Raw genomic sequence first — 14,634 nt, 5'->3', positions numbered from 1 at the left:
ATGGTGATACCACGAGCTTTTTCTTCTGGTGCGTTATCGATCTGGTCGAATGCACGAGCAGAACCACCGTAGGTTTTAGCCAGAACGGTAGTGATTGCAGCAGTCAGGGTAGTTTTACCATGGTCAACGTGGCCGATAGTACCAACGTTGACGTGCGGTTTTGTACGTTCAAATTTTTCTTTAGACACGGCTATATTCCTTACTATAGTGCTCTCCCCTGTGGAGAGAGCACGGGACTTAGGTTTTAATCCTGTGGATTACTTACCACGGGCTTCAATAACGGCCTGAGCAACGTTGTTAGGCGCATCATCATACTTCAGGAATTCCATGGTGTATGATGCACGACCTTTGGTCAGAGAACGCAGCTGAGTTGCATATCCGAACATTTCAGACAGCGGAACTTCAGCGTGGATCTTAACGCCAGTTACTTCGGATTCCTGACCACGCAGCATACCGCGACGACGGCTCAAGTCACCGATAACGTCACCGGTGTTCTCTTCAGGAGTTTCTACTTCAACCTTCATGATTGGCTCAAGCAGAACTGGTTTTGCTTTCTTAAAGCCTTCTTTAAAGGCAATAGACGCAGCCAGTTTAAACGCCAGTTCAGAGGAGTCAACGTCGTGGTAAGAACCGAAGTGCAGACGAACACCCATGTCAACAACCGGATAGCCAGCCAGAGGGCCCGCTTTCAGCTGTTCCTGGATGCCTTTATCAACGGCTGGGATGTATTCGCCAGGAATTACACCACCTTTGATGTCGTTGATGAACTCGTAACCTTTCGGGTTAGAGCCCGGCTCCAGTGGGTACATGTCGATCACAACGTGACCGTACTGACCGCGACCACCAGACTGCTTAGCGTGTTTACCTTCAATGTCGGTAACTTTCGCGCGAATCGCTTCGCGGTAAGCAACCTGAGGTTTACCCACGTTCGCTTCAACGTTGAATTCACGCTTCATACGGTCAACGATGATGTCCAGGTGCAGTTCACCCATACCAGCGATGATGGTCTGGTTAGATTCTTCATCAGTCCATACGCGGAATGATGGGTCTTCTTTCGCCAGACGGCCCAGAGCCAGACCCATTTTTTCCTGGTCAGCTTTGGTTTTTGGTTCAACTGCGATGGAGATTACCGGCTCTGGGAATTCCATACGCTCCAGAATGATCGGGTGATCCGGGTCACACAGGGTGTCACCAGTGGTCACGTCTTTCAGACCGATAGCTGCAGCGATGTCGCCCGCACGAACTTCTTTGATCTCTTCACGTTTGTTAGCGTGCATCTGTACGATACGGCCAAAACGCTCACGCGCCGCTTTCACGGAGTTCAGGATGGTGTCACCGGAGTTAACCACACCAGAGTAAACGCGGAAGAAGGTCAGGTTACCCACGAATGGGTCGGTAGCAATTTTGAACGCCAGTGCAGAGAATGGCTCTTCGTCGCTTGCGTGACGCTCAGCCGGGGTATCTTTACCGTCGTCCAGGATGCCGTTGATCGCAGGAACGTCAACTGGGGATGGCAGGTAGTCAACTACCGCATCCAGCATCGCCTGAACACCTTTGTTCTTGAACGCAGAACCACAGGTTACCAGGATGATTTCGTTGTTCAGAACGCGCTGACGCAGAGCTTTTTTGATCTCTTCTTCAGTCAGTTCTTCACCACCCAGGTATTTCTCCATCAGCTCTTCAGAAGCTTCAGCAGCGGATTCGATCAGGTTCTGGTGCCATTCGTCAGCCAGGTCCTGCATTGCAGCTGGGATATCTTCGTATTCGAAGGTAACGCCCTGGTCTGCATCGTTCCAGTTGATGGCTTTCATTTTCACCAGGTCGATAACGCCGGTGAAGCCTTCTTCAGCACCAATTGCCAGCTGCAGCGGAACAGGGTTCGCGCCCAGACGGGTTTTGATCTGACCAACAACTTTCAGGAAGTTAGCACCCATACGGTCCATTTTGTTAACGAACGCGATGCGTGGAACTTTATATTTGTTCGCCTGACGCCATACGGTTTCAGACTGTGGCTGAACACCACCAACTGCGCAATAAACCATTACCGCGCCGTCAAGAACACGCATGGAACGTTCTACTTCGATGGTGAAGTCAACGTGCCCTGGGGTGTCGATGATGTTTACGCGATGCGGTTCGTACTGCTTAGCCATACCTGACCAGAATGCAGTAGTCGCTGCGGAGGTGATAGTGATACCACGCTCCTGCTCCTGTTCCATCCAGTCCATGGTGGCTGCGCCGTCATGAACTTCACCGATTTTGTGGTTTACACCGGTGTAGAACAGAATACGTTCGGTAGTAGTGGTTTTACCGGCGTCGATGTGCGCACTGATACCGATGTTACGGTAGCGTGCGATGGGTGTTGTACGAGCCATTTGATTCCTCGTTTATATCTTTAGGCGTTCAGTTAAGTTACCCAGAGCGGGCGGCTTCTCTGAAGCGCCCGCCTGGTGACTAAGACTCCGAAGGGATTACCAACGGTAGTGTGCGAACGCCTTGTTGGCTTCTGCCATACGGTGAACGTCTTCACGTTTCTTAACTGCAGTACCTTTGTTGTCTGCAGCATCAGAAAGTTCGTTCGCCAGACGCAGAGCCATGGATTTATCACCGCGTTTACGAGCAGCTTCAACGATCCAACGCATTGCCAGGGCATTACGACGAACCGGACGAACTTCAACTGGAACCTGATAAGTAGAACCACCAACGCGGCGGGACTTAACTTCTACAGTTGGGCGAACGTTGTCGAGAGCGACTTCGAAAGCTTCCAGTTCATTTTTACCAGAACGCTGAGCCAGGGTCTCAAGCGCGCTGTATACGATTGCTTCTGCAGTAGATTTTTTACCATCTACCATCAGGATATTGACAAATTTTGCCAGCAGTTCTGATCCGAATTTCGGATCTGGAAGAATTTTACGCTGACCAATGACGCGACGACGTGGCATGGGAATACTCCGTTGTTAATTCAGGATTGTCCAAAACTCAAAGAGTTTAGTGTGACATTAAGATAAATCAGTTTGGCCTTACTTAACGGAGAACCATTAAGCCTTAGGACGCTTCACGCCGTACTTGGAGCGAGCCTGCTTACGGTCTTTAACACCTGAGCAGTCCAGCGCACCACGAACGGTGTGGTAACGAACACCCGGAAGGTCTTTAACACGACCGCCACGGATCAGGATCACGGAGTGCTCCTGCAGGTTGTGACCTTCACCACCGATGTAGGAAGTCACTTCGAAACCGTTAGTCAAACGCACACGGCATACTTTACGCAGTGCGGAGTTTGGTTTTTTAGGAGTGGTGGTATATACACGAGTACATACGCCACGTTTCTGCGGGCAGGCTTCCAGCGCAGGCACGTTGCTTTTCGCAACTTTGCGTGCACGTGGTTTGCGTACCAGCTGGTTAACTGTTGCCATTAAATAGCTCCTGGTTTTAGCTTTTGCTTCGTAAACACGTAATAAAACGACCTCATACAATATGAGGACGCGAAATTTTAGGGCTACGTCGAAAAGGTGTCAAGAAATATACAGCGATCTCAAATCACCAGTTCATTTGACTGGCGTGTGTCACAGTAAGATTGACGAAATCAGTATAGCCAACCACGTCAATTTTGGCTGAAATTTGACCAGAAAGACCCCGCGCATCCAGATCGTCTTTCAGCGCAGAGACTGTTATGGGGGCATTCGTGAGAATTTCAACGAAACGACTGCCTTCAAGTGCGGCAAACACGCCGTCCTGAATCAGCAACAGATCATCACCGTCGCGCAGCATACTCAGTAACGCGTCGATGTCACATTGCCATGGTGAATGGCTCAGAGTATGGAGCATGGCAGCCTCAGAAAGTCAGAACGGTGTCGTAGTGGGAAAGGTGTTCGCGCAATGCCGCAGAAGGCACGACGGTCACATCCAGCACGAAAGGCGTCTTCTCATCCAAACCGCGAGCGGCCAGCGAATCGGCGCAGACATACAGGGTTTCAATGTCGTACAGCGGCAGCACTTTGAAGGTCGCGATGTAATCCCGCGCCAGAATGGCCTGTGGCTGCTGATCCGCCAGAAGCTGAAACACCCCGTCCCCCAAAAAGAAGACGCCGATATCTTCGGTCAGCGCGGACGTCGCAAGTAACGCATCCAGCCCTTCGCGGCCTGAAGCGCTACCGTGCGGCGCAGACGTAAAAACAAATGCCACGCGCTTCATCAGAATTGCACCACTCTGTCGCAGGTTAACGCCGCCTGTGCCAGCGCGCCCAGGCCACTTAACGAAAAACCGGGCTGCAGGTTAGAACCCGATAGACCAAGACGCGCGGCTTCGGTTGCATCTGTCACGCCGCGGCGCAGTGCCGCCGCGACGCAGATATGCAGTTCTACGCCCTGCTTTTCGTTTAGTGCCTGCCAGCCGCGCACCACGTCAAACTCATCGCTCGCCGGTGACGTAAACTGGTTCGCGTTATACACCCCTTCCCGATAGAAGAAGACGCTCGCCAGCTCATGTCCGGCTGCCAGCAGCGCATACGCAAACTGCAGCGCGCTGCTGGCCTGCTGAGTCCCGTACGCCGGGCCTGTCACCATTAACGCAAAACGCATTACTTGTCTTGTCCCAGGAAATCACCGCTTTTGAACTGGCGAATATAGAGATAGACCGTGTGCTTGGAGATGTTCAGACGATCGGCCACCTGGTTGATGGCGTCTTTAATATCAAAAATCCCTTTTTCATAGAGATTGAGCACGATCTGACGATTCTTGGCGTTGTTCGAGACGTTGCGATCGGCATTCACCTCTTCAATGGTGAACTCCAGCGTCTGCGTCACAAGATCTTCGACGGAAGAGGCAAAGTTAACAGAAGAGCCAACATCCGGCGTTTCGGGTGGAACAAAGGTGCTCATGATCTGCGAGAATGGCACATCAAGGTTCATGTTGATGCACAGCAGCCCAATCACGCGATGCTCGCGGTTTCGAATCGCGATGGTTTCTGACTTCATCAGCACGCCGCTTTTGGCGCGGGTGAAATAGCATTTGGAGACGCTGCTGTCCGCGCCGGTCATGTCATGCAACATACGCAATGCAAGGTCGGTAATTGGCGAACCAATTTTACGGCCAGTATGCTCACCATTCGCAATGCGGATGGCGGAACACTTCAGATCTTGCAGGGAGTGCAATACGATTTCGCAGTGGGAGCCAATGAGCATCGCTAACCCGTCCACTACCGCTTCATAGGATTTCAGAATATCGAAGTCGGTCTGATCGAAAGGACGTTGATCCAGTAAATCAAGTTCACTGGTTTCGTTGGTTAAAAGCGACCTGGACATGAAAAAAACACTCCTTTTCAGGAGCCTGTCGTTAGGTTTTCAGGGCAGGCTCATTATCTACACGGACAACTAAATTAATACAGCGTGCCTAACGCTTTCCAGTGTTAATTATATCTGCCCCACAATAAAAAACCGCCGCCTTAAAGGCGGCGGTTTTTTTTCAGCATTACTTCTTAGCGGCAGCGGCTTTATCGTCAGCCGGTGCGTCTGCCTTGGCATCCGCTTTCGGTGCCGGTTTGATGTCCAGCAGCTCTACGTCAAAGACCAGGGTAGAGTTGGCAGGGATACCTGGAACGCCGGTTTTGCCATAGGCCAGATCCGGTGGAATAACCATCTTGATCTTGCCGCCTTTCTTGATGTTTTTCAGGCCTTCAGTCCAGCCCGGGATCACACCATCCAGACGGAAGGAGAGTGGCTCACCACGGGTGTAAGAGTTATCAAACTCTTTACCGTCGATCAGCGTACCTTTGTAGTTCACGACAACGGTGTCGCTGTCTTTAGGCGCATCGCCGGTGCCTTCTTTCTCAACTTTGTACACCAGGCCAGTCGAAGAGGTTTTCACACCCTTCTCTTTAGCAAAGGCATCGCGGTAGGCTTTGCCTTTCGCTTCGTTGTCTTTAGCGTCCGCGTCCATCTTGGTCTGCGCGGCGCCCTTCACACGCGCTTCGAACGCCTGCAGAGTCTGTTCAATTTCCTGGTCAGACAGCTTGCTCTTATCGGCAAATGCGTCCTGAACGCCCGCGATCAGCTGAGCTTTATCCAGTTTGATGCCCAGTTTCTCTTGTTCTTTCAGAGAGTTTTCCATGTAACGACCCAGAGATGCGCCCAGTGCGTAGGCGGATTTCTGGTCGTCATTTTTGAACGCCGCTTTGCTGTCTGCAGTGGCAGCAGGCTTCGCAGCAGTATCAGCAGCGAATGACAGCGGCGCGTTCAGCGCAACAGCCATCGTCGTCGCCAGCAGCGTTACTTTAAACAGTGATTTCATCCATATCTCCAGGGCCTGGGGACTCTCACCCCAGCGTTAAACGTAAATGAGTGACGTACTATAAAACGTTGCAGAAGAAATCTACAGACAGACACGTCCAATTCTCGCCACTTTTCAGACTATTTTTGTTTAAATAAGTTTCTTGCCAGAGGGATGCGAACTGTACTTAAGGATAAACTCAGTTAAACTGCGCCGCCGCTGGGCCATTATGGCGAATCTGAAATAAACGAGGTGAATGATGAAGGATACAACGATAGAAGCGAGAATGGCTGAGCTGGAAAGCCGCCTGGCTTTTCAGGACATCACCATCGAAGAGCTAAACCAGACCGTGACCGCACATGAGCTCGAAATGGCGAAACTGCGGGATCATATGCGCCTGCTGACGGAAAAGCTGAAGGCTACGCAGCCGTCGAACATTGCCTCTCAGTCGGAAGAGACGCCACCTCCTCATTATTGAGGCGTAAAAAAAGCGGGATTATCCCGCTTTTTTATTTTCCGCATGACGGAATTAGTGGCAGCCGCAGCCGCCGTTACCGCAACCACCTTTACCGTGGCCGTGGTCATGACCATGGTCGTGGCCGTGACCACCACAGCAGCCATCGTGGCCGTGATCGTGGTCATGGTCGTGACCGTGCGCACCGTGAACGTGGCCATGAGCCAGCTCTTCTTCGGTCGCTTCACGGATCGCAACAACTTCTACGTTGAACTTCAGGTTCTGGCCAGCCAGCATGTGGTTGCCGTCAACCACGACGTGGTCGTCTTCCACTTCGGTGATTTCAACTGGAACCGGGCCCTGGTCGGTTTCTGCCAGGAAGCGCATGCCAACCTGCAGTTCGTCAACGCCCATGAACACGTCTTTAGGAACGCGCTGAACCAGGTTGTCGTCATACTGACCGTAAGCGTCGTTCGCGCCTACAGCAACGTCAAATTTGTCGCCAACTTCATGACCTTCCAGCGCGTTTTCCAGGCCGGAAATCAGGGAACCGTGACCATGCAGGTAGTCAAGCGGCGCACTCACCGGAGACTCATCAACCAACACACCGTCTTCTGTACGTACCTGATAGGCCAGGCTGACCACCAGGTCTTTTGCTACTTTCATGATATCTCCTGAGCGTGGGAAAATTGCTGGCGCAGATTGTAGCGGAAATCTGCACCTGTGTACCCTTTAGCTTAAAAAAACTCAGGGCATATCGCTAGTCCGGATGAAAAATCCCGATAACTTGCTCTTCTTTGCGAACGTGATCGCGGGCCTCTTTGTCGGCCTCACGCATCTGGTGACCGCACTTAACACACTCAACAACATCAATATTATTTTCCCGCCACATCGCCAGGGTATCTTGCGCCTGGCAGGTCGGGCATTTTGCACCCGCGATAAAGCGTTTACGTACAGCCATCTTTCGTTACCCTTTATTCAAATTCATCCCAGCCATCGAGCTGGCGTCGTTCCTGCTGCATCTCGCGCTGGAAGATCTCCTCCAGCTCGCGACGCGCTTCCCGCACGCGGGAGATCTGCGCCGTATCGGTATGTACCGGCATCAGCTCGCGCAGCATCCGCATATCCAGCCGGCGGAAGTGCATCTGGGCACGCTGCGCCTGATGCGGATGCATGCCAAGCGAGATCAGCGCCTTGCGCCCCAGCTCCAGCGCACTGGAGAACGTCTCACGGGAGAAGTGTTTCACACCCGCCTGCAATAATTCGTGAGCTTCAACACGTCCCCGCGCACGCGCCAGAATATGCAGATGCGGGAAATGCTGCTGGCAGAGATCCACCAGCTTCATCGTGTCTTCCGGGTCGTTACAGGTAATGACGATGGACTCTGCCGCCTCTGCCCCCGCCGAGCGCAGTAGCTCGAGCTGAGTCGCATCGCCGTAGTAAACCTTGTAGCCATATTTGCGCATCAGGTTGACCGCGCTGATATCCCGCTCCAGCACCGTAATGCGCATTTTGTTCGCCATCAGCAAACGCCCGATCACCTGTCCAAAGCGGCCAAAGCCCACCACGATCACCTGGGGCTTATCATCCTCCACCCACGGCGCTTCGTCTTCATCGTCTGTCGGGTTCAGGCGGCGCGACAGCAGTTTATCCACCAGCTTCATCAACAGCGGCGTGGTCATCATTGACAGCGTGACCGTCACCAGCAAAAGCGCCATCTGGTCGTCTTTAAACAGCTTCTGGGACGAGGCGGTAGAGAACAGCACAAACGCGAACTCGCCTCCCTGACTCAACACGCTCGCAAACTGCATGCGTTCCGAACTGCGCAAGCCGTAAATGCGCGCCATGACGTACAGCACCAGCGTTTTCACCGCCACCAGGATGGCCACGCTCACCACAACCCACAGCAGATGGGTATAGAGCACGCCAAGGTTGAGCGCCATCCCCACTGAAATAAAGAACAGGCCTAACAGCAGCCCTTTAAAGGGATCGATGGCAATTTCCAGCTCGTGCCGGTATTCACTTTCCGCCAGCAGCACCCCGGCGATAAAGGTCCCGAGCGCCATCGACAGCCCCAGCGCATCCATAAACAATGCCGACCCCAGCACCAGCAGCAGCGTCGCGGCGGTAAACACCTCGCGCACGCCGGATGCGGCAATAAAGCGGAACACCGGACGTAACAGGAAACGTCCGCCAATCAGCATCCCCGCGAAGGCCAGCACCTTCATCGCGATTTTCGCCCAGTCGAAGTGGTCGTCGCCGGAGCCCGCCAGCAGCGGCACCAGCGCCAGCGCCGGGATGACCGCCAAATCCTGGAACAGCAGCACCGAAAAACCCAGCTGACCGGCTTCGTTGCGGTTCATTCCCTTGTCGCGCATCAGCTGCAGGGCCATCGCCGTCGACGACATGGCAAGGCCTATCCCCCCTATCACCGCCGCCTGCCAGGAGAAATTCGTCAGCATTAACAGGCCACCCAGAATCGCGGCGCTGAACACCACCTGCGCGGCACCCACGCCAAAGATGGAGCGTCGAAGCTGCCACAATTTAGAAGGGTTGAGCTCAAGGCCGATGATGAACATCAGGAACACCACGCCCAGTTCGGAGAAGTGAAGAATTTCATCTACATCGCTGATGAATCCCAGTCCCCAGGGGCCAATCGCGATCCCCGCCAGCAGATACCCCAGTACTGCACCGATACCAATACGCGCAGCAAGCGGCACCGCGACGACGGCCGCAAATAAAAACAGCACCCCGGCGAGGAGCAAATTCGATCCTTCCATTAACGACCTCCTGCCGGAATCGGTGATGCCAGCCATTCACCATAGGCTCTGGCGTGGCTGGCCAGTTCTTTCGGATCCTGACGTCGGGCCCAGTAGACAATAATCGGGCTCATCCAGTGCATACGGCACATTGCCGCCGTCAGTTCGAAAGGCCGCAGAATGTCGCTCATCGGATAGCGGTTCAGCCCGTCGTGGCGGTAAGCGCTTTCGGGTTCACCGGTCGTAATCACGCTACGCCAGTACTTTCCCGCCAGCTGGTTGCCCCCCACCCCGCTGGAGAAGCCCCGGCTCAGCACGCGGTCCAGCCACTCTTTGAGCAGCGCCGGACAGCTGTAGGTATAAAGCGGATGCTGGAACACAATCACGTCATGCTGACGCAGCAGTTCCTGCTCGTAAGGAATATCAATAAAGAAATCAGGATAGTGCGCGTAGAGATCGTGCACCGTCACGTTACTGAGCTGTGTGGCCGGCTTAAGCAGCACCCGGTTTGCCACCGAGTCCTGAGATTCCGGATGGGCATACAGCAGCAGCACTTTTGCTGTCTGAGACATCATTCCCCTCCCGGTCTTGTTTCTGTTTTTGTGTATCGTTGTTGTTTTGGGCTACCATGGCGGCCCGGTGCGGAAAATGGCCCACACCTTACATTATCATAATGACAAATTAACATAGTCGGAACATACGGCGCTTCTATGATTGTTTTCTCCTCGTTACAAATTCGTCGCGGCGTGCGCGTCCTGCTGGATAACGCCACTGCTACCATCAACCCAGGCCAAAAAGTGGGTCTGGTCGGCAAAAACGGCTGTGGTAAATCCACGCTGCTGGCGTTGCTGAAAAACGAGATTAGCGCGGATGGCGGTAACTTCACCTTCCCGGGGAACTGGCAGCTCGCCTGGGTGAACCAGGAGACGCCAGCCCTGAGCGAACCGGCACTCGACTATGTTATCGACGGCGACCGGGAATACCGTAAGCTCGAGGCGGAACTTAACGCCGCTAATGAGCGCAACGACGGCCACGCCATTGCCACTGTTCACGGTAAGCTGGACGCCATTGACGCGTGGACCATTCGCTCCCGCGCCTCCAGCCTGCTTCACGGCCTGGGCTTCAGCAATGAACAGCTGGAACGCCCGGTCAGCGACTTCTCCGGTGGCTGGCGCATGCGCCTCAACCTGGCGCAGGCGCTGATCTGCCGCTCTGACCTGCTGCTGCTCGATGAACCGACTAACCACCTCGATCTCGATGCGGTTATTTGGCTGGAGAAGTGGCTCAAGAGCTATCAGGGCACTCTGATTCTGATCTCCCACGACCGAGACTTCCTCGACCCAGTGGTGGATAAAATCATTCATATCGAACAGCAAACGATGTTCGAGTACACCGGCAACTACAGCTCCTTCGAGCGCCAGCGCGCGACGCGTCTTGCCCAGCAGCAGTCCATGTACGAAAGCCAGCAGCAGCGCGTGGCGCACCTGCAGAGCTTTGTGGATCGCTTCAAGGCCAAAGCGTCAAAAGCGAAGCAGGCCCAGAGCCGCATCAAGATGCTGGAGCGCATGGAGATGATCGCCCCGGCGCACGTCGACAACCCGTTCCACTTCAGCTTCCGCGCCCCAGAAAGCCTGCCAAATCCGCTGCTGAAAATGGAAAAAGTCAGCGCGGGCTATGCCGACCGCATTATTCTCGACTCCATCAAGCTCAACCTGGTGCCGGGTTCACGTATTGGTCTGCTGGGACGCAACGGTGCAGGTAAATCGACGCTGATCAAACTGCTGGCGGGCGAGCTTAACCCGGTCAAGGGTGAAATCGGCCTGGCGAAGGGCATCAAGCTGGGTTACTTCGCCCAGCATCAGCTGGAATTTTTACGCGCGGATGAATCCCCGATTCAGCATCTCGCGCGTCTGGCGCCGCAGGAGATGGAGCAGAAGCTGCGCGATTACCTCGGCGGCTTCGGCTTCCAGGGCGATAAGGTCACCGAAAACACCGAGCGTTTCTCGGGCGGCGAAAAAGCCCGTCTGGTGCTGGCGCTGATCGTCTGGCAGAGACCCAACCTGCTGCTGCTCGATGAACCGACCAACCACCTGGATCTCGATATGCGTCAGGCGCTGACCGAAGCGCTGATTGAGTTCGAAGGCGCACTGGTGGTGGTTTCGCACGACCGTCACCTGATCCGCTCCACCACGGACGATCTCTACTTAGTGCACGATGGCAAAGTCGAACCGTTCGACGGCGATCTGGAAGACTACCAGCAGTGGCTGACGGACGTGCAGAAGCAGGAGAACCAACCGGAGGAGTCGGCGAAAGACAACGCCAACAGCGCGCAGGCACGTAAAGACCAGAAGCGCCGTGAAGCGGAGCTGCGCACCCAGACGCAGCCGCTGCGTAAAGAGATTGCCCGTCTCGAAAAAGAGATGGAAAAGCTCAACGCCACGCTTGCTACCGTTGAAGAGAAGCTCGGCGACAGCGGTCTGTATGACCAGAGCCGTAAAGCCGAACTGACGGACTGCCTGCAAACGCAAGCGAAGACCAAATCCAGCCTCGAAGAGTGCGAGATGGCGTGGCTGGACGCGCAGGAGCAGTTGGAAGCGATGCTGCAGGCTGACTGATACCGGGAGGGCTATGAGTTTCGATAACACGAGCGAGATTACATTCCGCAAGCTCAGCATCTTCATGACGTTTATGGAGAAGGGGAATATCGCGCGTACCGCCGAAACTCTGGGCCTGAGCGGCGTCAGCGTTCACCGTGCGCTGCACACGCTGGAAGAGAACGTGCGCTGTCCGCTCTTTACCCATAAGGGGCGCAACCTGATTGCTCTCCCTTCCGCCTGGACCTTACTGGAATATTGTCAGGAAGTGATGCAGGTGATGGAGCGCGGGCTGGAAGCGTCGCGCAAAATTGCCGGGATCGGCCAGGGGCGGCTGCGAGTCGGAACGCTCTACTCGCTCACCCTGGAAACCGTGCCGCGTCTGATCATGGGCATGAAGCTACGTCGTCCGGATCTGGAAATGGATCTGACGATGGGCTCCAACGAAACCCTGCTGCACATGCTGGATGAAGGCTCTCTGGACGCCATTCTTATCTCCATTTCCGAGAGCGATATCGACCGTAACAGCCTGGAAGTGCTCCCCCTGTTCCATGACGACATCTTCCTTGCCGCACCGGCCTCCGCGACGCTCAATACCCGCGGCCCGGCCGATCTGCGCGACTATAAAGATCGGAAATTTGTCTCTCTTGCGGAAGGGTTCGCCACCTATGCAGGCTTCCAGGAGGCGTTTCATATCGCCGGGTTCGAGCCGGAGATTGTTACCCGGGTGAATGACATTTTCTCCATGCTCAGTCTGGTGCAGGCGGGAGTGGGCTTTACGCTGATGCCGGGCAGGATGAAGAAAGTGTATGAGAATTCCGTGCAGCTCCTGAAGCTTGCCGAGCCGTACCAGATGCAACAGCTGATCGCCATCGTCTTTGCCCGCAACCGCGAGCAGGATCCAGGCCTGCGGGCGCTGGCCGCCGAAGGGCGGATGTATGCCCGCAGTTTGCAGGATAGTGCCTGATGTTATTGCCCGGTGGCGCTACGCTTACCGGGCCTACAGTCCGTAGTAGGCCCGGTAAGGCGCAGCCGCCACCGGGCTAAACCATCACGCACGGAGTCGCTTAGCCAGATGTACCGCCACATCAACTCCGCTGCGCTCCAGTGAAATCGTCTCTCCTTCCCACGGCGCCTGACGCGTCAGGCAGGTCAGTACGCCGCCGGGGGGCATCTCGATCGCCAGCCGGGCTTCGCGTTCATTCGCTGAAATCATCGCCTCCTGCCAGCGCACCGTACGCGCCATGTTCATCGCCAGATCGTCGGCGATCTTTTCCGGCTGCCACAGCACGCGCCCGGTGCTGCCGCTCAGGTAGGCGCAGCGTGGGCGTGAAAGCGTGACCGATTCAAACGCCGTTGCCAGCTTTTGCGCGGGCGCTGTCAGCAGTTCGCAGTGCGACGGCACGCTGACCGCCAGCCGTTTTGCCTTGCTCGCCCCTTTCGCCAGCGCGCGCGACGCCGCCTCCGCCATCCCTTCATCGGCTCCGGCAATCACGATCTGCGTTTCGGCATTCAGGTTGGCAATGTAGGTCCCGGTGCCCTGGATAAGGTCTTCCACCTGCGGCAGGGTGAGCCCCATAATTGCCGTCAGGCCGTAGCCGTGTGGATACGCCTGCTCCATCAGATCGCCACGCAGCGCCACCAGCTTCAGCGCATCCGTGAAGTCCAGCGCGCCTGCAATGACCGCCGCCGGATAAGCGCCGATGGACAGCCCGCTGACGATATCCGGTGCCACGCCGCGCCGTTCCAGCTCGCGCGCCCAGGCCACGCCTGCAATTAGCAGGCAAAGCTGAACCGCGCGGGTGTGAGTTAACGCGTCTGCGCTATCCAGCGTATCCACTTCGGCACCAAGCACCTCACGCGCCTGAGCCAGTTCCATTCCCGGCAGGTTTTGCAGCATGCCTTCGTGCTGCGTGCCCTGCCCCGGAAAGGTAAACACTATTTTCATCACTCCTCCCTGCGCCACGGATCCGCCACCAGGCGCGGTCCACGGCGGGTTTTCAGCAGCGTTTTGCCGTCGCGCAGCCACTCCGCCAGCGCGAAACCGCCCTCGGGCGTATCCACCTGCGTATCGGCACGACACAGCGCACGGCTTAGCCGGGACTGCCATGTCGTCAGGGCGTCCGGTGAGATCGGCAGCGGAGCGCGGATAAGCAGATCGAGATCGCTGTCGGCATGGATCACCGGGATACCGGTCGCCAGCGCGTAGCCGGTACTGCCGGTAATGCCCCACGTCCACGGCCACGTCTGCTGAGAAAGCTGAAGCGCCACCTGAACGGGTGGCTGAGTCACAAAGGGCGAGCGCAGCAGTTCGGCCGCAACGCTCAGGTCTTCCGGTGAAACCACGCGTAGCACGTTTTCGGGCTTCACCCATCCGGCTGCCCGCTGGTCGCGACGTAAACCGCGCACGCCAACGGGGATCCGGCCTTCGCTATCCACATCACGCCGCACCACCACCGGCAGGCCGATATGCCAGGCGGCCTCCACCCAGGATTCAGTGATGCCTTCCAGCGCATCGCGGGAAGTAAGCCAGATAAGGTCGTGCGGGCGTAATGGGGTGGTCATG

The 14,634-nt window shown here is 55.6% G+C and carries 18 protein-coding genes; 3 read left to right on the top strand and 15 right to left on the bottom strand.

Annotated elements, in window-relative coordinates:
* The 9 genes from LJA86_RS19695 to fkpA form a co-directional block, all read right to left on the bottom strand.
* The coding region (locus tag LJA86_RS19695) for a GTP-binding protein (RefSeq protein WP_044347782.1) at positions 1 to 188 on the bottom strand (188 nt) is incomplete at its 3' end.
* A 69-nt stretch (positions 189 to 257) separates the two neighbouring features.
* Complete coding sequence (gene fusA, locus LJA86_RS19690) at positions 258 to 2,372, bottom strand: elongation factor G (RefSeq protein WP_008503004.1); 2,115 nt, start codon at positions 2,370 to 2,372, stop codon at positions 258 to 260.
* 96 nt (positions 2,373 to 2,468) lie between these two features.
* Entirely contained in the window at positions 2,469 to 2,939 is a 471-nt protein-coding gene (gene rpsG, locus LJA86_RS19685; RefSeq protein WP_004106370.1) for a 30S ribosomal protein S7, read from the bottom strand.
* Between the two features lie 96 nt (positions 2,940 to 3,035).
* Positions 3,036 to 3,410, bottom strand: a complete 375-nt coding sequence (rpsL, locus tag LJA86_RS19680) for a 30S ribosomal protein S12 (protein ID WP_000246815.1) — start codon at positions 3,408 to 3,410, stop codon at positions 3,036 to 3,038.
* A 124-nt stretch (positions 3,411 to 3,534) separates the two neighbouring features.
* Positions 3,535 to 3,822, bottom strand: coding sequence for a sulfurtransferase complex subunit TusB (gene tusB / locus LJA86_RS19675; RefSeq protein WP_229226613.1), 288 nt, complete (start codon positions 3,820 to 3,822; stop codon positions 3,535 to 3,537).
* Between the two features lie 7 nt (positions 3,823 to 3,829).
* Complete coding sequence (gene tusC / locus LJA86_RS19670; protein ID WP_229226612.1) at positions 3,830 to 4,189, bottom strand: sulfurtransferase complex subunit TusC; 360 nt, start codon at positions 4,187 to 4,189, stop codon at positions 3,830 to 3,832.
* Positions 4,189 to 4,575, bottom strand: a complete 387-nt coding sequence (gene tusD, locus LJA86_RS19665; protein ID WP_229226611.1) for a sulfurtransferase complex subunit TusD — start codon at positions 4,573 to 4,575, stop codon at positions 4,189 to 4,191. The genes tusC and tusD overlap by 1 nt, the downstream gene beginning before the upstream one ends.
* Positions 4,575 to 5,297: a helix-turn-helix transcriptional regulator gene (locus LJA86_RS19660; protein WP_045330517.1), complete on the bottom strand. Its 723-nt coding sequence runs from the start codon at positions 5,295 to 5,297 to the stop codon at positions 4,575 to 4,577. Before LJA86_RS19660 ends, tusD begins: the two co-directional genes overlap by 1 nt.
* Positions 5,298 to 5,463: 166 nt before the next feature.
* Complete coding sequence (fkpA, locus tag LJA86_RS19655; RefSeq protein ID WP_008503008.1) at positions 5,464 to 6,282, bottom strand: FKBP-type peptidyl-prolyl cis-trans isomerase; 819 nt, start codon at positions 6,280 to 6,282, stop codon at positions 5,464 to 5,466.
* A 238-nt stretch (positions 6,283 to 6,520) separates the two neighbouring features.
* Here fkpA and LJA86_RS19650 point away from each other — a divergent pair, with 238 nt between their 5' ends.
* Positions 6,521 to 6,739: a protein SlyX gene (locus LJA86_RS19650; protein WP_008503009.1), complete on the top strand. Its 219-nt coding sequence runs from the start codon at positions 6,521 to 6,523 to the stop codon at positions 6,737 to 6,739.
* Between the two features lie 51 nt (positions 6,740 to 6,790).
* Here LJA86_RS19650 and slyD read toward each other — a convergent pair whose 3' ends face one another.
* The 4 genes from slyD to kefG form a co-directional block, all read right to left on the bottom strand.
* A complete protein-coding gene (gene slyD, locus LJA86_RS19645; RefSeq protein ID WP_008503010.1) occupies positions 6,791 to 7,381 on the bottom strand; it encodes a peptidylprolyl isomerase in 591 nt (196 codons plus the stop codon).
* Between the two features lie 94 nt (positions 7,382 to 7,475).
* A complete protein-coding gene (locus LJA86_RS19640) occupies positions 7,476 to 7,676 on the bottom strand; it encodes a YheV family putative zinc ribbon protein (protein ID WP_010436300.1) in 201 nt (66 codons plus the stop codon).
* 13 nt (positions 7,677 to 7,689) lie between these two features.
* Positions 7,690 to 9,495 carry a glutathione-regulated potassium-efflux system protein KefB gene (gene kefB, locus LJA86_RS19635; protein WP_045909312.1) on the bottom strand — a complete coding sequence of 602 codons (1,806 nt, stop codon included), beginning with the start codon at positions 9,493 to 9,495 and terminating at the stop codon, positions 7,690 to 7,692.
* Entirely contained in the window at positions 9,495 to 10,049 is a 555-nt protein-coding gene (gene kefG, locus LJA86_RS19630) for a glutathione-regulated potassium-efflux system ancillary protein KefG (protein ID WP_021242220.1), read from the bottom strand. The genes kefB and kefG overlap by 1 nt, the downstream gene beginning before the upstream one ends.
* Positions 10,050 to 10,184: 135 nt before the next feature.
* Here kefG and LJA86_RS19625 point away from each other — a divergent pair, with 135 nt between their 5' ends.
* Positions 10,185 to 12,089, top strand: coding sequence for an ABC transporter ATP-binding protein (locus LJA86_RS19625; protein ID WP_021242219.1), 1,905 nt, complete (start codon positions 10,185 to 10,187; stop codon positions 12,087 to 12,089).
* 13 nt (positions 12,090 to 12,102) lie between these two features.
* A complete protein-coding gene (locus tag LJA86_RS19620; protein ID WP_048226400.1) occupies positions 12,103 to 13,035 on the top strand; it encodes a LysR family transcriptional regulator in 933 nt (310 codons plus the stop codon).
* Positions 13,036 to 13,119: 84 nt separating this feature from the next.
* Here the strand turns inward: LJA86_RS19620 and mdcH are convergent, their stop codons facing one another.
* Together mdcH and LJA86_RS19610 are read right to left on the bottom strand one after the other, a co-directional pair.
* Positions 13,120 to 14,016 (bottom strand): malonate decarboxylase subunit epsilon, encoded by an 897-nt coding sequence (mdcH, locus tag LJA86_RS19615; protein ID WP_048226398.1) that lies wholly within the window; start codon positions 14,014 to 14,016, stop codon positions 13,120 to 13,122.
* A complete protein-coding gene (locus LJA86_RS19610) occupies positions 14,016 to 14,633 on the bottom strand; it encodes a malonate decarboxylase holo-ACP synthase (protein WP_229226610.1) in 618 nt (205 codons plus the stop codon). Before LJA86_RS19610 ends, mdcH begins: the two co-directional genes overlap by 1 nt.
* Between the last annotated feature and the right edge of the window lies 1 nt (position 14,634).

The organism is Enterobacter sp. TCD1-1 (assembly GCF_020567405.1).
Taxonomy (GTDB): Bacteria; Pseudomonadota; Gammaproteobacteria; order Enterobacterales; family Enterobacteriaceae; genus Enterobacter; species Enterobacter quasiroggenkampii.
Note: the sequence above shows the minus strand (reverse complement) of the source record. Positions and strands in the feature narration are given on the sequence as shown.